General features: G+C 70.6%; 18 protein-coding genes and 1 tRNA gene. 7 read left to right on the top strand and 12 right to left on the bottom strand.

Going from position 1 to position 21,590, the window contains the following annotated elements:
- Nucleotides 1–66 precede the first annotated feature (66 nt).
- The 6 genes from OG226_RS29005 to OG226_RS28980 all read right to left on the bottom strand — a co-directional run bounded on the left by OG226_RS29005 (nucleotide 67) and on the right by OG226_RS28980 (nucleotide 8,333).
- The gene (locus OG226_RS29005) at nucleotides 67–2,154 is read right to left on the bottom strand and encodes a PTS fructose transporter subunit IIABC (protein ID WP_329350488.1); all 2,088 of its coding nucleotides are present in this window, start codon (nucleotides 2,152–2,154) and stop codon (nucleotides 67–69) included.
- A 142-nt stretch (nucleotides 2,155–2,296) separates the two neighbouring features.
- Nucleotides 2,297–3,244, bottom strand: a complete 948-nt coding sequence (gene pfkB, locus OG226_RS29000; RefSeq protein ID WP_328682547.1) for a 1-phosphofructokinase — start codon at nucleotides 3,242–3,244, stop codon at nucleotides 2,297–2,299.
- Entirely contained in the window at nucleotides 3,241–4,002 is a 762-nt protein-coding gene (locus tag OG226_RS28995) for a DeoR/GlpR family DNA-binding transcription regulator (protein ID WP_327403369.1), read from the bottom strand. The genes pfkB and OG226_RS28995 overlap by 4 nt, the downstream gene beginning before the upstream one ends.
- 165 nt (nucleotides 4,003–4,167) lie before the next feature.
- Complete coding sequence (locus tag OG226_RS28990; RefSeq protein ID WP_328682544.1) at nucleotides 4,168–4,686, bottom strand: hypothetical protein; 519 nt, start codon at nucleotides 4,684–4,686, stop codon at nucleotides 4,168–4,170.
- An 81-nt stretch (nucleotides 4,687–4,767) separates the two neighbouring features.
- On the bottom strand, nucleotides 4,768–5,499 hold the full coding sequence (locus tag OG226_RS28985; RefSeq protein WP_329350487.1) for a Crp/Fnr family transcriptional regulator: 732 nt from the start codon (nucleotides 5,497–5,499) through the stop codon (nucleotides 4,768–4,770).
- 1,325 nt (nucleotides 5,500–6,824) lie between these two features.
- Nucleotides 6,825–8,333, bottom strand: coding sequence for an MFS transporter (locus OG226_RS28980; RefSeq protein ID WP_329350486.1), 1,509 nt, complete (start codon nucleotides 8,331–8,333; stop codon nucleotides 6,825–6,827).
- Between the two features lie 102 nt (nucleotides 8,334–8,435).
- Here OG226_RS28980 and OG226_RS28975 point away from each other — a divergent pair, with 102 nt between their 5' ends.
- A complete protein-coding gene (locus tag OG226_RS28975) occupies nucleotides 8,436–9,416 on the top strand; it encodes a helix-turn-helix transcriptional regulator (protein WP_328682537.1) in 981 nt (326 codons plus the stop codon).
- A gap of 25 nt (nucleotides 9,417–9,441) precedes the next feature.
- On the opposite strand, the gene OG226_RS28970 is transcribed toward OG226_RS28975, so the two are convergent.
- Nucleotides 9,442–10,179: a TetR/AcrR family transcriptional regulator gene (locus OG226_RS28970; protein ID WP_443044804.1), complete on the bottom strand. Its 738-nt coding sequence runs from the start codon at nucleotides 10,177–10,179 to the stop codon at nucleotides 9,442–9,444.
- Between the two features lie 433 nt (nucleotides 10,180–10,612).
- Nucleotides 10,613–11,611, bottom strand: a complete 999-nt coding sequence (locus OG226_RS28965; protein WP_328682534.1) for a sigma-70 family RNA polymerase sigma factor — start codon at nucleotides 11,609–11,611, stop codon at nucleotides 10,613–10,615.
- 213 nt (nucleotides 11,612–11,824) lie between these two features.
- Between OG226_RS28965 and OG226_RS28960 the strand changes: the two genes are divergently transcribed.
- Nucleotides 11,825–12,355 carry a GNAT family N-acetyltransferase gene (locus OG226_RS28960; protein WP_329350485.1) on the top strand — a complete coding sequence of 177 codons (531 nt, stop codon included), beginning with the start codon at nucleotides 11,825–11,827 and terminating at the stop codon, nucleotides 12,353–12,355.
- A gap of 27 nt (nucleotides 12,356–12,382) precedes the next feature.
- On the opposite strand, the gene OG226_RS28955 is transcribed toward OG226_RS28960, so the two are convergent.
- The gene (locus tag OG226_RS28955; RefSeq protein WP_033285688.1) at nucleotides 12,383–13,186 is read right to left on the bottom strand and encodes a DODA-type extradiol aromatic ring-opening family dioxygenase; all 804 of its coding nucleotides are present in this window, start codon (nucleotides 13,184–13,186) and stop codon (nucleotides 12,383–12,385) included.
- 98 nt (nucleotides 13,187–13,284) lie between these two features.
- On the opposite strand from OG226_RS28955, the gene OG226_RS28950 reads away from it, so the two are divergent.
- A complete protein-coding gene (locus OG226_RS28950) occupies nucleotides 13,285–13,812 on the top strand; it encodes a MarR family winged helix-turn-helix transcriptional regulator (protein ID WP_329350484.1) in 528 nt (175 codons plus the stop codon).
- A 111-nt stretch (nucleotides 13,813–13,923) separates the two neighbouring features.
- On the opposite strand, the gene OG226_RS28945 is transcribed toward OG226_RS28950, so the two are convergent.
- Both OG226_RS28945 and OG226_RS28940 read right to left on the bottom strand, forming a co-directional pair.
- Nucleotides 13,924–15,486: an MFS transporter gene (locus OG226_RS28945; RefSeq protein WP_328682528.1), complete on the bottom strand. Its 1,563-nt coding sequence runs from the start codon at nucleotides 15,484–15,486 to the stop codon at nucleotides 13,924–13,926.
- 130 nt (nucleotides 15,487–15,616) lie between these two features.
- Entirely contained in the window at nucleotides 15,617–16,261 is a 645-nt protein-coding gene (locus OG226_RS28940; protein ID WP_328682527.1) for a TetR/AcrR family transcriptional regulator, read from the bottom strand.
- A gap of 321 nt (nucleotides 16,262–16,582) precedes the next feature.
- Between OG226_RS28940 and OG226_RS28935 the strand changes: the two genes are divergently transcribed.
- The 3 genes from OG226_RS28935 to OG226_RS28925 all read left to right on the top strand — a co-directional run bounded on the left by OG226_RS28935 (nucleotide 16,583) and on the right by OG226_RS28925 (nucleotide 20,086).
- Nucleotides 16,583–17,866: a M6 family metalloprotease domain-containing protein gene (locus OG226_RS28935; RefSeq protein WP_328682525.1), complete on the top strand. Its 1,284-nt coding sequence runs from the start codon at nucleotides 16,583–16,585 to the stop codon at nucleotides 17,864–17,866.
- A gap of 315 nt (nucleotides 17,867–18,181) precedes the next feature.
- Nucleotides 18,182–19,864, top strand: a complete 1,683-nt coding sequence (locus tag OG226_RS28930; RefSeq protein ID WP_328682524.1) for an IclR family transcriptional regulator domain-containing protein — start codon at nucleotides 18,182–18,184, stop codon at nucleotides 19,862–19,864.
- 149 nt (nucleotides 19,865–20,013) lie between these two features.
- A tRNA-Arg gene (locus OG226_RS28925) sits at nucleotides 20,014–20,086 on the top strand.
- Nucleotides 20,087–20,115: 29 nt separating this feature from the next.
- On the opposite strand, the gene OG226_RS28920 is transcribed toward OG226_RS28925, so the two are convergent.
- Nucleotides 20,116–20,760 carry a nuclear transport factor 2 family protein gene (locus OG226_RS28920; RefSeq protein ID WP_329350483.1) on the bottom strand — a complete coding sequence of 215 codons (645 nt, stop codon included), beginning with the start codon at nucleotides 20,758–20,760 and terminating at the stop codon, nucleotides 20,116–20,118.
- 332 nt (nucleotides 20,761–21,092) lie between these two features.
- On the opposite strand from OG226_RS28920, the gene OG226_RS28915 reads away from it, so the two are divergent.
- Entirely contained in the window at nucleotides 21,093–21,545 is a 453-nt protein-coding gene (locus tag OG226_RS28915; RefSeq protein WP_329350482.1) for a hypothetical protein, read from the top strand.
- Nucleotides 21,546–21,590 lie beyond the last annotated feature (45 nt).

Genomic DNA, 21,590 nt, shown 5'->3' with positions numbered 1-21,590 from the left:
TATCTCGCAGTTGCCGTGAACACCTCACAGCGGCCCAAAAGAGGCTCGAAAGAGGCCGGAAAGCGGCTAGACGGCGACCGGCTGCTTCGTGTCCGCCGTAGGGGCGGATATGTCCTCCGGTGCTCCGGGCGCCGCGCTGCCGGCGGCCGGCTTGCGCATGCCCTTCAGTACGACGACCAGGGCCGCCGTGACGCACATGCCGACCGCGATGGCGATCAGGTAGAGGAACGCGTGGCCGATCAGCGGGACCACGAAGATGCCACCGTGCGGGGCCCGCAGGGTCGCGCCGAACGCCATCGACAGGGAGCCGGTGATCGCGCCGCCCACCATCGCGGACGGGATGACCCGCAGCGGGTCGGCCGCCGCGAACGGGATCGCGCCCTCGGAGATGAACGAGGCGCCCAGCACCCAGGCGGCCTTGCCGTTCTCGCGCTCGGTCTCGGTGAAGAGCTTGCCGCGCACGGTCGTCGCCAGGGCCATCGCCAGCGGCGGGACCATGCCGGCCGCCATGACCGCGGCCATGATCTTCATCGCCGAGTCACTGGGGCTCGACACCGCGATGCCCGCCGTGGCGAAGGTGTACGCGACCTTGTTGACCGGGCCGCCGAGGTCGAAGCACATCATCAGGCCGAGCAGGGCGCCCAGCAGGATCGCGTTCGAACCGCTGAGGCCGTTGAGCCAGTCGGTCATGCCCTTCTGCGCCGAGGCGATCGGTTTCCCGATGACCACGAACATCAGGAACCCGACGATCGCCGTGGAGATCAGCGGGATCACCACCACCGGCATGATCCCGCGCACCGCCTTCGGGATCCTCACCTTCTGGATCGCCAGCACCACACCACCGGCGATCAGACCGGCGGCCAGGCCGCCGAGGAAGCCCGCGTTGATGGTGGAGGCGATCATGCCGCCGACGAAGCCGGGCACCAGACCGGGCCGGTCCGCCATGCCGTAGGCGATGTAGCCGGCCAGGACCGGGACCAGGAAGCCGAAGGCGACGGCACCGATCTGGAACGTCAGCGCGGCCCAGCTGTCGGTCTGCGTCCACACGAAGTGCTGCATGACCGAGGGCGCGGACTTGATCTCGTAGCCGCCGATAGCGAAGCCGAGGGCGATCAGCAGACCGCCCGCCGCGACGAACGGGACCATGTAACTGACGCCGGACATCAGCCACTTGCGCAGCATCGAGCCGTAGCCCTCGCCCGCCTCGCCGCCGCGCTCGACCGGTGTCGGCGCGGATCCGCCGGTGACCTCGCCGCGCTCAGCCTTGCCGCGGACCTCGCTGATCAGCTCGGTGGGCCGGTTGATGCCCGCCTTCACACCGACGTCGACGGTCGGCTTGCCGGCGAAGCGTTCCTTCTCCCGTACGGGCACGTCGTGGGCGAAGATCACGGCGTCCGCCGCCGCGATCACCGCCGGGTCGAGCCGGGTGAAACCGGCCGAGCCCTGCGGCTCCACGACGAGGTCGACGCCCGCCGCGCGCCCCGCGTTCTCCAGCGCCTCGGCCGCCATGTACGTGTGCGCGATACCGGTCGGGCAGGAGGTCACGGCGACGATACGGAACGGCTGCTCGTCGGCGCCGGTGTCCGCGGCCGCCGTAGCAGCCGGGGAGGCGTCGGCCGCGGAACTGCCCGCCGCGACGCCGGCGGAGGCCGCCACCGGCGTCGCGGCGGAGTTTTCGGAGGTGCTGGGCGCGGGGGTGCTCGGCGCGGGCGTCTCGTCGCCGCGGATCAGAGCCGCCGCGCTCTCCGCGTCGCCCACCGCGCGCAGGGCGGAGGTGAACTCGGCGTTCATGAGCTGGCGGGCCAGGGCGGAGAGGATCGTCAGGTGGGCGTCGTCGGCCCCGGCGGGCGCGGCGATCAGGAAGATCAGGTCGGCGGGGCCGTCGGGGGCGCCGAAGTCGACGCCCTCGGCGCTGCGGCCGAAGGCGAGCGACGGTTCGGTGACGTACTCGCTGCGGCAGTGCGGGATGCCGATGCCGCCGTCCAGGCCGGTCGGCATCTGGGCCTCGCGGGCGGCCACGTCGGCGAGGAAGCCGTCGAGGTCGGTGACCCGGCCCTGGGCGACCATGCGCTCGGCGAGGGCACGTGCCGCCGCCTCTTTGGTATCGGCGGACAGGTCGAGGTCGACCAGGTCCGCGGTGATCATCTCGCTCATCGCGGGCTCCTTCGCACGCGTATCGCCCGGGGACTGCCGTGGGCGGGGGTGGGGACGGGGACGGGGGTACTACGGGACTGCCGGAAGGGGGCGGCGGTTAACAGGGAGGGGAGGTGGGCGGTCGTAGAGACCATGTGCGCACTCATGCCACCGGCTCCGTCAGGACGCGGTCCACCGGGACGTCCGTCGTGACCGTCACCGCGGCCGGGTCCAGGTCGGCCGGGGTGGGCATCACGCTGCCGGGGAGTTGGACGGCGGCGGCGCCGTGGGCGACCGCCGAGGCCAGGGCTTCGGGGCCGTGGCCGCCGGCGATGAGGAAGCCGGCCAGCGAGGAGTCCCCCGCGCCGACATTGCTGCGTACGACGTCGACGCGCGCGCTGCCGAACCAGACACCGGAGCCGTCCACGAGCAGCTGCCCGTCCGCGCCGAGGCTGGCGAGGACGGCGCCGGCGCCCAACTCCCGTAGTTCTTCAGCCGCCTTGACCGCGTCGCCGACGGTGGCGAGGGGGCGGGAGACGGCCTCCGCGAGTTCCTCGGCGTTGGGCTTCACCACGTCCGGGCGTTCGCGCAGGGCCTCGATGAGCGCGGGGCCGGAGGTGTCGAGGGCGATCCGGACGCCGACGGCGTGGGCGCGGGCGACCAACTCGGCGTACCAGGACGGCGCGAGGCCGCGCGGAAGGCTGCCGCAGCAGGCGATCCAGTCGGCGTCACGGGACTGCCGCCGGACCGTCTCCAGGAGCAACTCCTGTTCGGCGGCGGTCAGTTCGGGGCCGGGGGCGTTGATCTTCGTGAGGACGCCGTCCGCCTCGGCGAGGGCGATGTTCGAGCGGGTGGCCCCGGCGACCGGGACCGGCGCGACCTCGATGCCCTGCGCGTCGAGCAGGTCCGCGACCAGCGCGCCCGGAGCACCGCCCAGCGGCAGGACGGCGACCGTACGGCGGCCCGCGGCGGCGACCGCGCGGGAGACGTTGACGCCCTTGCCGCCCGGGTCCATGCGCTCGCCGGTGGCCCGTATGACCTCGCCGCGGTCGAGGGAGGGGACCTCGTAGGTGCGGTCGAGGGACGGGTTCGGGGTGACGGTGAGGATCATGCGCGCACTACTTCCATGCCGCCGCGCTCCATGGCGGTGGCGTCTTCTGGGCTCAGCCCGCTGTCGGTGATCAGCAGATCCACGTCGCTCAGGGCGCCGAAGCGGGCGAAGTGCTCCTGGCCGTGCTTGGCGGAGTCGGCGAGCAACACCACGCGGCGGGCGGCGGACATCGCCGCGCGCTTCACGGCGGCCTCGGCGAGGTCGGGGGTGGTCAGCCCGTGCCCGGCGGAGAAGCCGTTGGCCGCGACGAACACGACGTCCGCGCGGATCTCGCCGTACGCCCGCAGCGCCCAGGCGTCGACGGCGGCGCGCGTACGGTGCCGCACGCGCCCCCCGACGAGGTGGAGCTGCATGCCCGGGTGGTCCGCGAGGCGGGCCGCGATGGGCAGCGAGTGGGTGACGACGGTGAGCTCGGCCTCCAGCGGGATGATGCCCGCGAGGCGGGCGATCGTCGTGCCGGCGTCGAGGATCACCGTGCCCTGCGTCGGCAGCTCGGCGAGGGCCGCCTTGGCGATGCGGTCCTTCTCGTCGGCCGCCGTCGACTCGCGCTCGGCGAGGTCCGGCTCGAAGTCCAGCCGCCCGGCGGGTATGGCACCGCCGTGCACCCGGCGGACGAGTCCCGCGCGGTCGAGGGCCTTCAGATCCCGGCGGATCGTCTCCGCCGTGACCTGGAACTCCTCGGCCAGCGAGATCACGTCCACCCGGCCGCCGTCACGGGCCAGCCGGAGGATCTCCTGCTGCCGCTCCGGTGCGTACATGTCCGTTCGCCTCCGACCTGTGCCCGAACTTGTGGTTTCGCTCGGAGGCTACGCCCGGATTTCCGGAAAGTAAACAGGTTCGGGCATTAGGTGGACATGAACGGGCAGAGAGGCCTTTGGGGTGTGTCGTCCGGTGTCTTCTCGGGGGCGCCTTGCGGTGTGCCGTCAGGCGCGGCGCAGGTCCTTGATCCTCTTCTGGGCGGCGAGGATGGCGCGTACCAGTTCGCCCCGGGCGGCTTCTTGACGCATGGCGAGAGTGAGCTGGGCACGGTGGTACGGAACGGTGATGCGCGTGACGGGGCCGGGGTCGGGCAGGGCGGTGGCGACATAGCCCTTCACGCACTCGACCACCTTCGTCAGTTCGAGGCGGAGTGCCTCGGTGTGGTCGGTGATGCCCTCGATCATGTTGCCGATCGAGAAGATCTCCGCGAAGTCGTCGACGACGCAGGGCTTCCGGGTGAGGCCGCACTGCGCCTTGTAGAGGTCGCCGAGCCATTCGGCCGGCTTGTCGAAGTCGGTGTTCGTCTCGTCCTTGCGGCGGACCTTCCGCATCCAGGCGAAGAGCCGTCTCTGGTGCCGGTGGGACAACCCGGCGAAGAGACCTGTGACGAGGGCGGAGGCGGTGGTCAGGAGAAGGGTGCCGGCACTGGTACCGATCGCCAGCGTGGTGGTGCTGGTCATCATGCGGTGATCCGTTCGGGGGCGGAGCGTGAGCGGCGGACAGGCCGGTGCGCCGGGGTGGGGGGTCCGGCACGCCGGGCGGTGTCAGTTCCCGGCGGCGAGGTGACGCAGCGCGTCGACGTCGTGCACGACGAACCGGCGGTACCGGGCTTCGATGATCCCGTGGTAGCGCAGGGTCCGGATCGCGTTCTCCGTGGTGGAGACGGCTAGTTGGAGGGCCGCGGCGAGGTCCTTCTGACTCGGGCCGGTGATGGTGGTGGAGCCTGCCCTCGGGCCGGGGGAACCGACGGTGTCGGCGAGGTGCGCCAGAAGCCTGCTGACACGCTCCAGGGGCGGCCGGGCAGCCATGTCGTAGACGAGTTCGTCGCTGCGGTTGCGGTCTTCGAGGCTGCGCAGGAGGGCGAGTCGGATGTCGGGCCACTTACCGAGCAGGGCGTTGAAGTAGCGGGCGCGGCAGGGAATGGCCACGGTCTCGGCCAGGCACCTGGTGAGGACGGCGGAGCCGGAGGTGACGAGCTTGGCCTCGCCGACCAGTTGGCCGCGGCCCCGGAACCGCGTGATGGTGGGGACATGTTCCCCCTCGCCGAGCGGGAAGCGGTCCTGACGTACGACACCGTCCCAGATGATGTAGATGTTCCGGTCGTCCGGTCCGATCGGCAGGGGCTCGTCCCGCGCGAAGCCACGACTGCGCAGACCGGCCTCCAGCAGAGCGCGCCAGTCCTCCGTGTCCAGACACCGCAGAAAGCTGCCCGGGGGCTTGCTCTCGCACCCATGAAGAAGGTCGATCGGCGGCGCGGTGTCGTCGGTCGCGAGCATCCTCACTCCCCGGCTCCGAAGGCCGCGGCGGCGCATGTCCCGGCGTACGCGCCGTGAAGCGCGGGGTGGTGACGATGTGTCACGGTACGCATTGGGGTCTGAGTCCCTTTCTCTGTTCTGTTGAAGCTCTGCGGCCCCGCCGGTCAGCGGGGTCACGGGTGACGGGTCCGGCCTCCCTCTCCGGGAGGTGCGGCAGCGCCCGGGTGGTGAGGCCGGGGGAAAACAGTTGAGCGAGACAGAACGGTACCGCTCGTTGCGATAGAAGAGCCAGTCGCGATTCCGAAGGTACCGCGACGAATAGTGATCATGGCCCGAAACCCCTCACAGCGGGGCTTCGCCACTGACGAACACACGTAGTCCGGACGGAAAAGTGACTACCAATTTCGCAATTACCAAACCGGTTATCCTCGCGGTCCGCACCTTCTCAGAGGCGCGTCGGGACACTTCTCCGGTGAGCGACATATGACGCCCACACAAACCGGCGGCAAAGACGAGAGGCCCCGGGGCACCACCCCCAGGACCTCCCGGAAAGGCCCGGACCCGTCAGGGATCAGACCGCTGCCCAGTAAACACCACGACCGGCCTTTGGGTCACTCCCCATCGGGCGACAAGGCCGCTCCGCCACCGGATGGCCAGCAGCAACCGCCACCCGGGGCCGTCACCGACAGCACACCCTCCCGCACACGCCGTCGGGACATCCCACCCGACTGCACGCTTTATCCCTTTTGCAGACATGAAAGCGGGACCGCCCCCATCCCGAGAGGGGTGTGACAGCACCCTCACATGGCAGCCATCGCTCAAGACCAAACAGATTCCGCCAACACGCCCCCACCGGACCTGCGATCCGATCGACCGACGGGGCACCCGAAGAATTGACTGACCGGCGCCTCAGGAATTCCCTTCCGAGAGGCAGTCCGATTCGGAAATAAATACCGTCGATCAACACGGGGAACGGATTACCGCCGGGAAAGCCGGGGTTCACCGCAGCACACAGCAAAATATCGACTAGTGGATAAGGTCATCATCACCCGGCCCCTTCCACCCCGCCCTTACCGTCGCCATCTCCCACTCCGTCAATTTCCTTACAGTCCCGGCGAGTTGGGCGCACAGGCCGCCACGGAGCCGGACTGTTCACTCCGTAAGCAACCCATCCACTACACAGCGCGACATTCGACGCTGCCCGCGCCGTCCCATCTTCCCGGCGTACGCCTCCCCCCACGCACCGGCGTACGCCATCGTCCGGCGGTTCACGTCGAGCGCCCCGCCCCCGTACTGCCTCGGGGCGGGGCGCTGTCGTACGACATCTCGTGCGGCGGCGGGCGGCGTCAACTCCCGTTCTGTGCAGCCTCCTTGGCCGCCCGCCCCGCCGCCCGCCCCGGCAGCGCGAACATCAGCAGGAAGATCAAGCCCAGCACCGCGGCCACCCAACCCAGCGCGTTCTGGAAGGCGTTCACGAACGCCGGGCCCACCTGCGCCGGGGTCAGCCGGTCGCCGATCGAGCCGAAGAAGACCACCGACACCAGCCCGAGTCCGAGCGCGTTGCCCATCTGCTGAACGGTGTTGATGAGTCCGGACGCCGAACCCGCGTGCTCGCGCGGCACTTCGGAGAGGATCGTGTCGGTCAGCGGGGCGAAGATCAGGCCCATGCCGGCGCCCATCACGACGAGCGGGAGCGCCATCTGCCAGGAGGCGATGGACAGTTGGTACCGGTCCGCCTCCCAGAGGTAGAGCAGCACGCCCACGACCATCACCAGCGCGCCGGTCTGCAGCACATTGCGTCCGCCGAGCCGCGGCACCAGCTTCTGCACGGACATCCCGGCCGCCACCGAGACCGCGATCGAGAACGGTACGCCGGTCAGCCCCGCCCGCAGCGGGCTCCAGCCCAGCCCGATCTGCATGTACAGCGTCCAGACCAGGAAGAAGATGCCGAGCCCGATGCCGAAGACCGTCTGTACGGCGATGCCCACCGCGAAGCTCTTCACCTCGAACAGCGACAGCTCGACGAGCGGCGAACCGTCCCGCGCGGCCTTCCGCTTCTCGTACGCCACCAGCGCGGAGAAGACCCCGATCGAGCCGGACATCGACACGAACCCCCAGGCGGGCCAGCCCAGTTCGTCGCCCCGGGTGAGCGGATAGAGCAGCATCAGCAGGCCGAGGGTGACCAGGGCGACGCCGACGAGGTCCAGCTTCAGGGCGCGCGGCGCCTTCGACTCGGTGATGAAACGGCTGCCGAGGATCAGGCCGGCGATCCCCACCGGCAGGTTGATCAGGAAGATCGGGCGCCATTCGAGACCGAAGAGGTTCCACTCGGTGAGCAGCGCGCCGAGCAGCGGGCCCGAGACCGCGCCCAGGCCGACGATCGCGCCGAACAGCCCGAACACCTTGCCCCGTTCGTGCGCCGGGAAGGTCGCGTGCACGATCGACAGCACCTGCGGCACCATCATCGCCGCCATCCCGCCCTGGAGGATGCGCGAGGCGACCAGCATCTCCGGGTTCGCGGCGAGGCCGCACAGCGCCGAGGCGAGCGTGAAGCCGCCGATCCCGAGGAGGAACAGCCGCTTACGGCCGTAGATGTCACCGAGCCGCCCGCCGGTGATCAGCCCGGCGGCGAAGGCGAGCGCGTAACCGGCCGTTATCCACTGGATCTGGGCGAAGGAGGCGCCCGCGTCCCGCTGGATCGACGGGATCGCGACATTGACGATCGTGACGTCGACGAGGTCCATGAAGGCCGCGGTCATCACGATCGCGAGGGCGAACCAGCGACGCCGGTCACCGGTGCGTACCGGGTCCGCCACGTCCGTCGGGCTGTCGACAAGGGTTTCGGTGGAGGTCATGGCTTGAAGCTATGACCTCATTAGGTCAGATCGTGTCCTAGTTCTACGACATCCTCGAATCCATGACGACGACGGAGAGCTCATGACTACGACGGAGGGCTCATGACGACGGACACCCCGGCCCGGCTCCTCCAGCTCCTCTCGCTCCTCCAGACGCCCCGCGAGTGGCCCGGCGGCGAGCTGGCCGGCCGGCTCGGGGTGTCCCGGCGCACGGTCCGGCGGGACATCGACCGGCTCCGCGAACTCGGCTACCCCGTGCAGGCGACGCTCGGCTCCGACGGCGGCTACCGGCTCGTCGCGGGCAAGGCGATGCCCCCGCTGGTGCTGGACGACGAGGAGGCGGTGGCGATCGCGGTCGGCCTGCGCGCGGGCGCCGGGCACGCGGTCGAGGGCGTGGACGAGGCCTCCGTACGGGCGCTGGCGAAGCTGGAACAGGTACTGCCCTCGCGGCTGCGGCACCGGGTCGCCACCCTCCAGGCCGCCACCACTCCGCTGACCAGTGGCGACGGCGCGAGCATCGCCCCCGAGACGCTGACCGTCATGGCCTCCACGGTCGCCGGCCGCGAGCGGCTGCGCTTCGCCTACCGCGCCAAGGACGGCACCGAGTCCCACCGCCGGACGGAGCCGTACCGCCTCGTCTCGACCGGCCGGCGCTGGTACCTCGTCGCCTACGACCTCGACCGCGAGGACTGGCGGACCTTCCGGGTGGACCGGGTGAGCCAACCCTTCGCGACCGGGGCGCGGTTCACCCCGCGCGAGCTGCCGACGGGAAGCGCGGCGGAGTACCTACGGCAGTCGATGCACCGGCGTCAGGAGACGTACGAGTACGCCGTCACCTTCGCCGCCCCCGCCGACGTCGTCGCGGCCCGCATCCCCGCCTGGCTCGGCACCCCGGAGCCGCTCGACGAGCACAGCTGCCGCCTGCACGCCACGACCGGCGACGCGGTGGACTGGCTGGCCGTACGACTGGCCATGCTGGGCTGCGAGTTCACGGTGCACGAGCCGGAGGAACTGGTGACGTACGTAAGGGAGTTGGGGGAACGGTTGAGCCGGGCGGTCAATGGGGGCGAGCCGCAGGCGTGAGCCTCCGGGGGGGCGTGAGCGGACTTCACACAGCGCCCCGTCCCGTCGTGCCCCGTTCCGCCCCCAGCTCCCCCCAGGGAAAGTCCCGCAACGCCCGCAGATTCCGCAGCGCCGGTTCCACCGGACTCCCCCGGCCCTCCCCGGACGCCCACCCCTCAACAGCCGTCCGTACGGCGGCACTTGCCACGGCGGCGGCGAAGCGCACCTCGGGGGACGGCACGGGCGGAGCCGGGTCGGCGTCGGTGTCGTCGCCCTTGGTGAGGCGTTCCGCCAGGATCTCGCCCAGGGTGCGTTCCGAGGCCTGGTAGACCTCCGCCCACACCCGGCGCAGGGCGGGGCTGGATTCGGCCATGCCGATCAACGTGCGGACCCAGGTCCAGGAGTTGACGGAGACTCCCACCCCGGGGGTCAGCGTGTGGCGGACCCCGTGTTCCAGGGCCTCCGGTACCGACAGTGCGGCCGGGGCCGCGCGGACCGCCTCCACCCAGCGCTGGGCGCCCGCCGCGTAGAGCGGGGCGACGGCCTCTTCCTTGGTGGCGAAGTAGCGGTAGAAGGTGCGGGGGGCGATGCCCGCGCTCTGGGCGATGTCCTCGGCGCGGGTGGCCCGCAGCCCGTGTCGCACGAAGAGTCCGGCCGCGGCCCGGGCGATCTCCATCCGGGTCTCGGCCTTGCGCCGCTCGGTCAGCGAGAGCGGTGCGGAGGAGGCCGAGGGGGCAGCGGGGGAGGCCGGGGTGGAATCCGGTGCTGGGGTGGGGCTGCTCACATCGGCAGGCTATGCCGATGTGGCACAATCTGCCATTCGGCGGGCCACCCCGGGGTTCAGGTACGGGGTGCCCCGCCGTCCCTGCCTGCCGGCGCCCCGCCCGTCCCTCGAACGAGGAGAACCGGGCCCCGACGCCTGGGGGGACAGGCGCCGAAGCCCGGTTCGGGAGAGTCCCGGCGCCGGGGGGGGTGGTGCGTCGGGACTTGGCTCGGAGGATCTCGGGGCGTGGCCCCGGACCCGAACTCCTGGGCTCTGAAGTCTTGTTCCCAGGGCCCAGCAGCTTGAAGCGGCGTTACACGGCCATGTTCGCGCGGCCTCCCGCCACCAGGCGTACGCGGTACGGCGCGTACCTCGTTCGTACGCGCCCCCGCGTCCACCGGGCCGGAGGCCGGGGACTCGCGCCCCCGGCACGCTCACGACCGCTCACGGCCTCTTACGCAGCCGCGTCGAAGCCGGTCTGGCTGGCCAGCTTCTTCAGTTCCAGCAGTGCGTGCTTCTCGATCTGGCGGATGCGCTCGCGCGTGAGGCCGTGCTCCTTGCCGACCTCGGTGAGCGTGCGCTCCCGGCCGTCCTCCATGCCGTACCGCATCTTGATGATGGAGGCCGTGCGCTGGTCGAGGCGGCCGATCAGGTCGTCCAGTTCCTCGCTGCGCAGCAGGGTCATGACGGACTGCTCGGGCGAGACCGCGGAGGTGTCCTCCAGGAGGTCACCGAACTGCGTGTCGCCGTCGTCGTCCACCGACATGTTCAGCGAGACCGGGTCACGGGCCCAGTCCAGGACGTTGGTCACGCGCTCCGGGGTCGACTCCAACTCGGCGGCGATCTCCGCGTGTTCGGGCTCCCGCCCGTTCTTGCGGTTGAACTCGCGCTGCACCCGGCGGATCCGGCCCAGCTCCTCCACGAGGTGGACGGGCAGGCGGATGGTCCGGGACTGGTCGGCGATGGAGCGGGTGATGGCCTGGCGGATCCACCAGGTCGCGTACGTCGAGAACTTGAAGCCCTTGCGGTAGTCGAACTTCTCGACCGCGCGCACCAGGCCCGCGTTGCCCTCCTGGACCAGGTCGAGGAGGGGCAGGCCGCTACGGGGGTAACGGCGGGCCACGGCCACGACCAGGCGGAGGTTGGAACGGATGAAGACGTCCTTGGCACGCTCCCCTTCGGCGACCAGGGCTTCGAGCTCGGCGCGGGTGGCGTCCGCCTGGGACTTCTCCTCGCCCTCAAGGACCTGGCGCGCGAACACGCCCGCTTCGATGGTCTGCGAAAGCTCGACTTCCTTGGCGGCGTCGAGCAGCGGTGTGCGCGCGATTTCGTCGAGATACATGCCGACCAGGTCGCGGTCGGCGATCTCGCCGCCATGGGCGCGAACACTGCGCGCCACGCCGGAGGTCTCGCCGGAGGCGGACTTACGACGGGCGACGGCACGGGTTGCCATGCGTGCTCCCTTGCGAATGGGGGTCCCCCCAGGCCCTTTGGCACTGGGGGCGGGTCAGCAGGTGTTCGTCCGATGCTGTGGCACTTGTCCGGTGACTCTTCTCGTGTGCCCTGCATCTGATGGAAACAACGACTGGAATCCGGACAGAATTCCCAACCTGGTCCCCTATTTTTCTGATCTTGCAGTACCCTGTCCGGCCACAAGGGGGTAACGATGCCGTCGGAACGTACAGAGGCGCAGGTCAGGGCGGGAGTCGAGCGTGACCTCGACGCCCTCACGGACATCTACAACCACTACGTGCGCGAGACCCCGATCACCTTCGACACCGTCCCCTTCACACCGCAGGAGCGTCGCCCTTGGCTGCTCTCCCACCCTGAAGACGGGCCATACCGCCTGAAGGTTGCCGTGGACGGGACCTTCCAAGGAAACTCACAGCGAATCCTCGGCTACGCCACATCCAGCCCTTACCGGGCGAAGCCGGCCTACGCGACCTCGGTCGAGGTCACGGTCTACCTCGCCCCCGACGCGGGCGGCCGGGGCATCGGCACACTGCTCTACAAAGCCCTGTTCGAGGCCCTGGCGGACGAGGACGTGCACCGGGCGTACGCGGGCATCGCACAGCCCAACGAAGCGTCCACGCGGCTGCATGAACGCTTCGGGTTCCGGCACATCGGCGTCCACCGGGAGGTGGGCCGCAAGTTCGGCCGCTACTGGGATGTCGCCTGGTACGAACGGGAGTTGTAGCTCCAGGAGTGCGCGGGTCCGGGCGGGTCAGCCGAACTGCACCGACCGCTTCGCCATCCCCATCCAGAACCCGTCGATCACGGACGGGTTCACGGACTCCCGCGCATCCAGCTCGCCGGCCGCCTCCGCCGCGCCCATCGCGACGAACAGCGGGGCGAAGTGCTCGGTGCGCGGATGGGCGTAGCGCCCGGCCGGTGCCTTGTGGAGGAAGTCCAGCAGGCCGTCCCAGTCCCGGGACTCCAGCGCGCGCCTGCCCCAGTCGTCGAACTCGGAGGACCAGGTGGGCACTCCCCCGCCGGTGTGGCGCAGCGCGGCCAGGTTGTGGGTGAAGAAGCCGGAGCCGACGATCAGGACGCCCTCGTCGCGCAGCGGGGCGAGCTTGCGGCCGATGTCCATCAGCTTCGCCGGGTCGAGGGTCGGCATGGACACCTGGAGGACCGGGATGTCGGCCGCCGGGAACATCTCGACGAGCGGGACGTACGCCCCGTGGTCGAGGCCGCGGTCCGGGACGTCCTGGACGGGGATACCCGGGGCGCGCAGCAACTTCCGTACGGACTCGGCGAGTTCGGGGGCGCCCGGGGCGTCGTAGCGAACCTGGTAGTAGTGCTCGGGGAAGCCCCAGAAGTCGTAGACCAGCGGGACGGGGTCGACCGCGCCGAGGGCGAGGGGGGCCTCCTCCCAGTGGGCGGAGACCATGAGGATCGCCTTGGGGCGGGGGAGATCGGCGGACCAGGCGGCGAGTTCGCCGGGCCAGATCGGGTCGTCCGCGAGGGGCGGGGCGCCGTGGCTGAGATAGAGGGCGGGCATGCGCTCCGGTGCGGCGGTGGACATGACGGTCACTCCCTATGCTTGAACTCTCAAATTCCCTGAAACGCAGCTTACGCCTCGTTTGTTTAACGTTCAAGGAGGGCTCTCGTACAGTGGAGTGCATGAACACGGCACCCGCACCCGCTGACGCGGCGGCACCCTCCGACGAACCCCGCTGGCTCACCGCCGAGGAGCAGCGCGTCTGGCGTTTCTACATGCACGCCAGCACCCTCCTGGAGGACCATCTGGACCGCCAGCTGCAGCGCGACGCGGGCATGCCGCACATCTACTACGGCCTTCTCGTGCAGCTCGCCGAGGCCCCGCGCCGCCGGCTGCGGATGACCGAGCTGGCCATGAACGCGAAGATCACCCGTTCCCGGCTCTCGCACGCGATCGCGCGCCTGGAGAAGAACGGCTGGGTGCGCCGCGAGGACTGCCCCTCCGACAAGCGCGGCCAGTTCGCGGTGCTGACGGACGAGGGCTACGGCGTGCTCCGCCGGACCGCGCCGGGTCATGTGGCCGCCGTACGGCAGGCGTTGTTCGCGCGGCTGACCCCGGAACAGCAGAAGTCCCTCGGCGAGATCATGGAGATCGTCACCGAGGGACTTCAGCCGAACGATGCGGGCGCGGATCTGCCCTGGCTCCGCTGAGCCGCTCAACTCAACGGAGTACCAGGGAAGTTCCTGGGAGTCGTGCCTACGGGGCGTCCCCTTCCCCGTAGGCACGGATGGTGCGAAGGGGGTACGACCGGCCGGGCGTCGTCAGTGGGCGACGACCGGGATCCTGAACTCGTCCTCGACGTCGTCACCGGAGGCGACCGGGTCGGAACCCTGCTTGCCCGCGTTGACGAGGACCGAGACGATGACCGCGGCCGCCACCAGCATGCCGACGGCGAACCAGATGGCGTTGGTGTAGCCGTGCACCTGGCCCTGCAGCGCGACGAGCTGCTGCTGGGTCTTGGAGGTGCCCGCGCCGGCGATGTGGTCCTTGATGTACGCGGTCGTCGCGGACGCGGCGATCGTGTTCAGCAGGGCCGTACCGATCGCGCCGCCCACCTGCTGCGAGGTGTTGACCATCGCGGAGGCGACACCCGCGTCCCGGGGCTCGACGCCCAGGGTGGCCAGGGACATGGCGGGCATGAACGCCGTACCCATGCCGAGACCGAGCAGCAGCATCGCGGGCAGGATGATCGAGGCGTACGACGAGCCGATCTCCAGCTGCGTCATCAGGAGCATGCCGACCGCGGCGACCAGGAAGCCGGGGCCCATCAGCAGACGGGCCGGCAGGCGGGTCATCAGCCGGGTGCCGATCTGGGTCGAGCCGACCATCATGCCGACGATCATCGGCATGAAGGCGAAGCCGGTCTTGATGGGCGTGAAGCCCTTCACGACCTGCAGGTAGTAGGTGAGGAAGAGGAACGTGCCGAACATCGCGATGATGGCGATGCCGAGCGAGAGGTAGATACCGCCGCGGTTACGGTCGGTGATCACGCGCAGCGGCAGCAGCGGGGCCTTGACCCTGGACTCGACGATCACGAACGAGACCAGCAGGACCGCCGACGCGATGAAGAGCGCGATGGTGGAGGAGTCGCCCCAGCCGTCGGTCTCGGCGCGGGTGAAGCCGTAGACGAGCGAGACCAGACCGAGGGTCGACAGGAGCACGCCGGGGATGTCGAGCGGGTTGCGGTTGCGGCCGCCCTCCGGCTCGCGGATGACGAAGTACGCGCCGAGCGCGGCGACGATCGCGAACGGGATGTTCACGAAGAACGTCCAGCGCCAGTCCAGGTACTCGGTCAGCACGCCGCCGAGGATGAAGCCGACGGCGCCGCCGCCACCGGCGATCGCGCCGTAGATGCCGAACGCCTTGGCGCGTTCCTTGGCGTCCGTGAACATCACGGCGAGCAGGGAGAGCGCGGCGGGTGCGAGCAGTGCGCCGAACGCGCCCTGGAGGGCACGGGCGCCGAACATCATGGCGCCGGTGGTGGCGACACCGCCGAGCGCGGACGCGGCGGCGAAGCCGGTCAGACCGACGACGAAGGCGCGCTTGCGCCCCCACAGGTCGGCTATACGACCGCCGAAGAGCAGCAGACCACCGAAGGCGAGGGCGTAGGCCGTGACGACCCACTGCCGGTTGCCGTCGGAGATGCCCAGGTCGGTCTGGGCGGACGGGAGGGCGATGTTCACGATGGTCGCGTCGAGCACGACCATCAGCTGGGCGAGCGCGATGAACGCGAGCGCCTTCCAGCGGTTGGCATGGGCTTCGTGCTCGGCGGCCTCGGAGGCCTTGTCGAGAGCGCCTGGGGCGCTTCGAGCTGTTTCAGACATGGTGGTACCCACTTCGGGACTTCGTGACGGAAAAAGGGTGTCTTCGGGGACGGCTTGTCGCCGGTTCCGCGGCGCCTGCCGGGAGCTTGGTGTCGGAGTTGGGACTGAGGTGAAGCGCTGAACTAATCGGTCAGGGCTGCCGGAGATCCTCCATGGTCGCGGCGGTGCCGGGCAGGACCGAGCGGGCCGGGGCCCGCAGTCCGTCCAGGAACAGCTGCAGGTGTCGGTGTACGAAGCGGTCGGCGCTGAGGCAGCCGGTGCCGGCCGGGGGCCGGCTGAGCTGGGCCACGGCGACCATCAGATCGCCGACTCCCACGTCGGACCGGAGCTGCCCGGCCCTCCTGGCCCGTTCCATGACCTCGTCGATGAGCTCCTCGACCCGCTTGCGCGCGGCTTCCAGGTCCGGGTGGAACTGGTCGAAGGTGCTGGCGATCATCGGGCACAGTGCGCTGATCCGCTCGTCCGCGGAGACGTGCACGAAGCGCTCCAGAGCGGCGAAGGCGTCGCCGGTCTCGTTGAGCGCCCGCTCGGCGGCCTCCGCCGTACGGTCCATGACCGAGACCACGACCTCGCGAACGAGGGCGTCACGGTCCGGGAAGTTGCGGTAAAGCGTTGCGTTGCCGACGCCGGCCCGGCGGGCGATCTCGTCGAGCGGCACATCGGGGCCGAACTCGACGAACATCTCACGGGCGGCGGTGACGATCCGCTCCCGGTTGCGCAAAGCGTCGGCGCGCGGCCGGGTCACCTTTCGCTGTACGGGGGTCGCGGTCGTCACGGCGTACTCCTGAAGGTCTTGGACTGCTGGGGCGATCCGGGGAAGCACTCCCCGTTTCGCTCGGACACATGGCTAAACGGGGAGACGCTCCCCGGTTATTTCCACCTCCGCGATTGTTCTGATGTGACCTGAGTCACATTCACCCGAATCCCGGTTTGGATCTTCGCCCGGCGCTCCCGCGGGGCTCCCCGTTCGGCCCCCTACCAGCGAGAAACACACGGTCGGTCTCCTCCAGCGCGCGCCCTCGCGGCACACGACACAGGGTGATCGAAAGGGTGCAGCCGGAGACCGGCGGCTGCCGTTGGCGCGAAGGGTCCCTGCATGCAGCCCAGCCGTCGGATACGCCCGCGCCGCGTGGCCGCCCTCGCGTCCGTGACCGTCCTGACCCTCGCGGTCAGCACCTCGGCCGGCACCGGACACCTCACCCCGGGCACCATGACGGCGGCGGGCCCGGTCGCGCTCGCCCGTACCTCCGCACTCGGCCCCTGCATGATCAACGGCCCCCTGGACGTCCAGATGTCCGAGGGCATCCCCACCCCGGGCGGCTACTCCCGCTCCACCGGCACGGTCCACGCCCTGACCCTGATGGTCGACTTCTCCGACGCCCCCGGCGAGGGAACGGCCATGGACCGGTACCGCGAGTTCTTCCCCAAGACCCAGGAGTGGTTCGCCACCAGCTCCTACGGCCGCCTCGACTACCGCCCAAAGACCCCGGTCACCCACTGGCTCCGTATGCCCAAGCCCTTCAGGTCCTACGGCATAGAGCGCGGCGCGCCCTTCGACCCCGGGTACCGGCAGCTCGTCCAGGACATCGTGGCCGCGGCCGACCCGACGGTGGACTTCCGCCAGTACGACCTCCTGAACGTCCTGGTCACCCCGAACGCGGGCCCCTCCGCCCTGGACACGGTCCTGTCGGTGACGTTCGCCGGCAACACGGAGGCCCCGGTCGCGGACGGCGTTCCCGTCTCCAACGCGTCCTTCGTCTACTCCCGCCAGGACGACGGCTCCGGCTCGTACTCCCAGACCGGATACCGCGTCCTCCCCCACGAGAACGGCCACGTCTTCGGGCTGCCCGACCTCTACACCCAGGAGGGCGGGGGCGCGGTCGGCCACTGGGACATCATGAGCGAGGACTGGGGCGCCGACAACGACCTCCTCGGCTGGCACAAGTGGAAACTCGGCTGGCTGGACCCGTCCCAGGTCAACTGCGCGATGAGCAGAGGCACTTCGGAGTACACCCTGACCCCCCTGGAACACCCCGGCACCGACGGCACCCGCCTGGTCTTCGTCCCCCTCACCCGACGCACGGGCTACGCCCTGGAACTGCGCACCCGCGAGGGCAACGACGAGGCGGTGTGCCGCCCCGGCGTCCTCATCTACAAGGTCGAGGCGGACGTGGACACGGGCATGGGCCCGGTGAAGGTCTACGACGCCCACCGGGACAGCGGCGGCTGCACCCGAAGCCCCAACGTCCACGCCGAACTGTCGGACGCCCCGTTCACGGCGGGCGAGAGCTTCAACGACCCGGGGAGGGGAATCCGGGTGGCGGTGACGGGGGCGGATGCGGCGGGGGACTATCGGGTGACGGTTACGCGGACGCGGTAGGGGGCGGGGGTCGAGGGGGAGGGGAGGGGCGGGCGTAGAAGTAGGCGAGCGTGGCAGGCGGGGCGCGCGGGGGCGCGGCTCGGTGGAGGGAGCACGGCTCTCCTGAAGCCGGTGTCGCGGGTTCGCCGGAGATGAAGTGCACCGGGCGCGAGGCGGCGTTGGGCCTCCTGCGGTGCGGGTGCCGGGTACGGGCCCATCGGAGAACTGTCGCGGCGGTGAAGGTCCGGCCCCGGCCACCGCAGCGCCGTCGGCGACGAGGGCCACGGCGCCTCGGGCTTACCGTAGGGCTGTCGAGATTGCCGTACCGGAGAGTCGATGCCCACTGACGCCGCTGACCTCGCGCTGGTCGATCCTGCTGTCGTCGTGCCCGCGGAGGCGGTCGCGCCGTTGATCCGCGGGGTCGCGGTGGTGCGTCAACTGACCGATGCGGGCGGGATGTTGAGCCTCAGTGGGCTCGAACGGGCCACGGGGCTGGCCCGTTCCACGGTCGACCGGATCACCGCGACGCTCGCGCGCATGGGGTACGTCCGTCTCGACGGGCGGGACGCGGTTCTCACCCCTCGGGTCATGGAGCTGGGCAACGCCTATCTCGCCGCCCTGCGCCTGCCCTCCGTCCTGGACGCCCGCGCGGACGCCCTGGCCGACGAGCTGGACGAGTCGGTGTCGCTCGCGGTCGCCGACCGGGACGGCATCCGGTTCATCCACCAGGCCACCCGCCGCCGCGCGATGTCCCTCAGCTTCCGCATCGGCGACCTGCTCCCCGCCGAACGCACCGCGCCGGGACCGCTGTTCGCGACGGAGTGGACGGACCTGGAGTGGCGGCGGTGGCGGGAGCGGCGGGCTGTCGATCCGGCGGACCAGGGGTTTCCGGCCGTTCCCGAACGGTCGTCGCCCGGGCCCGACTTCGAGCGCCGGGTCGCCCAAGTGCGCCAGGACGGCTGGGCGTTGGACGACCAGTTGATCGAACCGGGGCTGGTGGCGGTGTCCGTGCCGGTGCGGGATCCCCGTACCGGCACGATCGCGTGCGTGGCGAGCGTCGTCAGCCATACGAGCCGGCACACGGCGGAGGATCTGCGCAACTCCCTTCTGCCCAGGCTGCGTTCGGCGGTGCGGACGATGGAGGAGGACCTGGCGGCGGACCTGCGCGAGACTCCGCGGGGCGAGTTGGTCGCCGCCCCCTCCGGACTCGCGACCTGGACGGGGGCATCCAAGCAGGAGCTCGGGCGGGAGTTCGTCGAGTCCCTCGCCCGCGGGCTGACGGTCCTGACGGCGTTCGGCGAGGGCCGCGCCGAACTGACCCTCACGGAGGTCGCCCAGGCGACCGGCTTGGCACGGGCGACAGCTCGCAGGGCCCTGATCACGTACGAGCACCTGGGCCTGATCACCACCTCCGGCGACCGCCGTTTCGCCCTCACACCCCGGGTGCTGTCCCTCGGCTTCCCGCCCCTCTCCCGTACGACCCTCCCCGACCTGGCACTCCCCCACCTCACCGCCCTCGCCTCCCGCATCCACGAGTCGGCGTCCCTCGCGATCCTCGTCGGCGACGACGTCCAGTACACGGCCCGGGTCGCCACGAGCCGGGTGATGAGCGTGAACATCGCGGTGGGTACACGGTTCCCGGCGTACGCGACGGCACTGGGGCGCGTGCTCCTGGCGGACGCCCCGCCCGCGGAACGCTCCGCCCTGGGTGAGCTGCACGCGTTGACCCCCCGCACGCTGACCGACCCGGTGGCGCTGGCGGCGGCGCTGGACACGGTCCGTTCGCAGGGATACGCCCTGGTGGACGAGGAGTTGGAGGCGGGCCTGCGCTCGATCGCCGTACCGATCCGGGACCGTACGGGCAGGGTGGTCGCCGCCCTGAACACGGCGACCCATGTGACCGGCCGAACGGTCGAGGAGTACGTCCGGGACATCCTCCCCGAACTGACGGCCACGGCGAGCGCGATCGAGGCGGATGTGCGGGTTGCGGGGCGCTTCACGCGGGTGTCGGCGTCCTGAGCCCGGTGACCGCCCCGCCTTGCCCGTCCGCGCCCCGCCTCGCCCGCCGTTCCCGCCTGCCCTGCCCGTCCGCGCCCTGCCCTCCCCACCGAACCGGCTCCCCGGATCCGCTACCCTGTCCTGGACCGCCTTCCGGGGCGATCCGTCCCGCCTTCGTAGCTCAGGGGATAGAGCACGGCTCTCCTAAAGCCGGTGTCGCAGGTTCGAATCCTGCCGAGGGCACAGCGCGGTGGTTGTTCGCGCAGGCTTGCTCAGAGGCCCTTCCGTCCGGTGGACGGGAGGGTCTTTGTCGTCTCGGCGGAGACACGGCACGGATGTCCGTACCTCGCCGACCGGCGACAGCCTGGAGTCGGCCTTCCGCTCTCCGGTCCCGGCGTGATCGGCCGGACTGATCCCCTGGAGCGCGCGCTGATCGACCGGCCCGCCGTGGAGGGTTCGGGCCGGGTGCCGGGGTGGGGAGAGTCCGGTCTGATCCTTCGGCACGGTCCGGTGGACGCCCTGAACAGGGCGGTCCAGGAGCAGCGGGTCACGATCGTCTCGGCGCCGGCCGGCAGCGGGAAGACGTCGCAGCACGGGGCGTCGATGCGCTTGCCGGTCGCCGGCAGCGTTCCGGCGGGCAGGTGCAGCGGGCCGAGACGCGTTCCCTGGAGCGCCGGTTGGACCACCACGATGTTGCCGGTGGAGTAGAACCGGAACAGCTCGCGGTGCATGTCCGGGAAGGCCCGGTGGTAGTTCTCGACCTGTGTGGGGAGTTCGGCCGGCCCCTTCCAGGTGACGCCGATGGACGAGTCGGTGAACGTGCCCTCCTCGGTGAACGCCGCGGCCCACCCGGCCATGTCCATCTTCTCGGCGACCTCGCGCGCCTGCCGGACGATCTGCTCGTTGTCCAAAGCCATGCCACGTCTCCTCGGCCATGCGCTCGACCGGCCGGCACGCCCCGTCCGCGGACGAACGCCGACCACTGATGACGCCACGGCAGTGACCTGCCGCGACACATCCAGCCTCGCCGCCGACGCAGTGACAGGAAGTCACTGGATTACGGTGATTCACCGGCCGGGCGCCTGCCCGAGGTCACACAACAGGTGTGGCCGTTCCACCGCTCGGTCGCGCGCGATGCCTCGGGGTTCGGATGGGAGGCCACCGTGCCGGGTCCGCGCCGAGTGCGGTGATCGCCGTAGCCCCGTGAACCCGCAGGACAACCCCCACCCCCGCCCGCCACAATCCGAGCATGTCCACCGACGTGAGCGGAATGATCGAGTGCAGGCCGGGCGCCCGGATCTGGGGCGTGGATGACGAGGACTCCGTCTGGGTGGGCGCGATCGACCTGACCGTCCTCGACACCGGCAACGCGTACGACGCGCTCGCCTGTCTCTTCGGGGTGCGCAACTCCTACGGGTTCCGGCCACTGGCCAAGGGGCGGGGGCTGCCGGCGGACGCCTCCGACGAGACGCGCGCCACCTTCGCCGCGTACAGCGGGCCCGGCGACGTCCACAGCGCCACCTGGATCACCGGGGACGAACTGGCCGACGCCGACTGGGACGAGACCGACCGTTCCGGCACGCGCAGCCGTCGCGCGGTCGCGGGAGACAGCAGCTACTGGGCGCCCACATGGGAGGTCGTGCGGACGCTGGGCGGGCTCCACGGCGCGGAGAACGTGCGGCTCGTCATCTGGTTCGACTGACCGTGGAGTACCGGGCGAGCGGCAGCCAGTTGCCTGGCCCCCTGT

It is taken from the genome of Streptomyces sp. NBC_01261, from assembly GCF_036226385.1.
GTDB lineage: Bacteria > Actinomycetota > Actinomycetes > Streptomycetales > Streptomycetaceae > Streptomyces.
Note: the sequence above shows the minus strand (reverse complement) of the source record. Positions and strands in the feature narration are given on the sequence as shown.

Bases quoted from the DNA above. Each gene is read 5' to 3' on its own strand.
- OG226_RS29005 (WP_329350488.1), bottom strand. From the start codon at position 2,154: ATGAGCGAGATGATCACCGCGGACCTGGTCGACCTCGACCTGTCCGCC.
- pfkB (WP_328682547.1), bottom strand. From the start codon at position 3,244: ATGATCCTCACCGTCACCCCGAACCCGTCCCTCGACCGCACCTACGAG.
- OG226_RS28995 (WP_327403369.1), bottom strand. From the start codon at position 4,002: ATGTACGCACCGGAGCGGCAGCAGGAGATCCTCCGGCTGGCCCGTGAC.
- OG226_RS28990 (WP_328682544.1), bottom strand. From the start codon at position 4,686: ATGATGACCAGCACCACCACGCTGGCGATCGGTACCAGTGCCGGCACC.
- OG226_RS28985 (WP_329350487.1), bottom strand. From the start codon at position 5,499: ATGCTCGCGACCGACGACACCGCGCCGCCGATCGACCTTCTTCATGGG.
- OG226_RS28980 (WP_329350486.1), bottom strand. From the start codon at position 8,333: ATGACCTCCACCGAAACCCTTGTCGACAGCCCGACGGACGTGGCGGAC.
- OG226_RS28975 (WP_328682537.1), top strand. From the start codon at position 8,436: ATGACGACGGACACCCCGGCCCGGCTCCTCCAGCTCCTCTCGCTCCTC.
- OG226_RS28965 (WP_328682534.1), bottom strand. From the start codon at position 11,611: ATGGCAACCCGTGCCGTCGCCCGTCGTAAGTCCGCCTCCGGCGAGACC.
- OG226_RS28960 (WP_329350485.1), top strand. From the start codon at position 11,825: ATGCCGTCGGAACGTACAGAGGCGCAGGTCAGGGCGGGAGTCGAGCGT.
- OG226_RS28955 (WP_033285688.1), bottom strand. From the start codon at position 13,186: ATGTCCACCGCCGCACCGGAGCGCATGCCCGCCCTCTATCTCAGCCAC.
- OG226_RS28950 (WP_329350484.1), top strand. From the start codon at position 13,285: ATGAACACGGCACCCGCACCCGCTGACGCGGCGGCACCCTCCGACGAA.
- OG226_RS28945 (WP_328682528.1), bottom strand. From the start codon at position 15,486: ATGTCTGAAACAGCTCGAAGCGCCCCAGGCGCTCTCGACAAGGCCTCC.
- OG226_RS28935 (WP_328682525.1), top strand. From the start codon at position 16,583: ATGCAGCCCAGCCGTCGGATACGCCCGCGCCGCGTGGCCGCCCTCGCG.
- OG226_RS28930 (WP_328682524.1), top strand. From the start codon at position 18,182: ATGCCCACTGACGCCGCTGACCTCGCGCTGGTCGATCCTGCTGTCGTC.
- OG226_RS28920 (WP_329350483.1), bottom strand. From the start codon at position 20,760: ATGGCTTTGGACAACGAGCAGATCGTCCGGCAGGCGCGCGAGGTCGCC.
- OG226_RS28915 (WP_329350482.1), top strand. From the start codon at position 21,093: ATGTCCACCGACGTGAGCGGAATGATCGAGTGCAGGCCGGGCGCCCGG.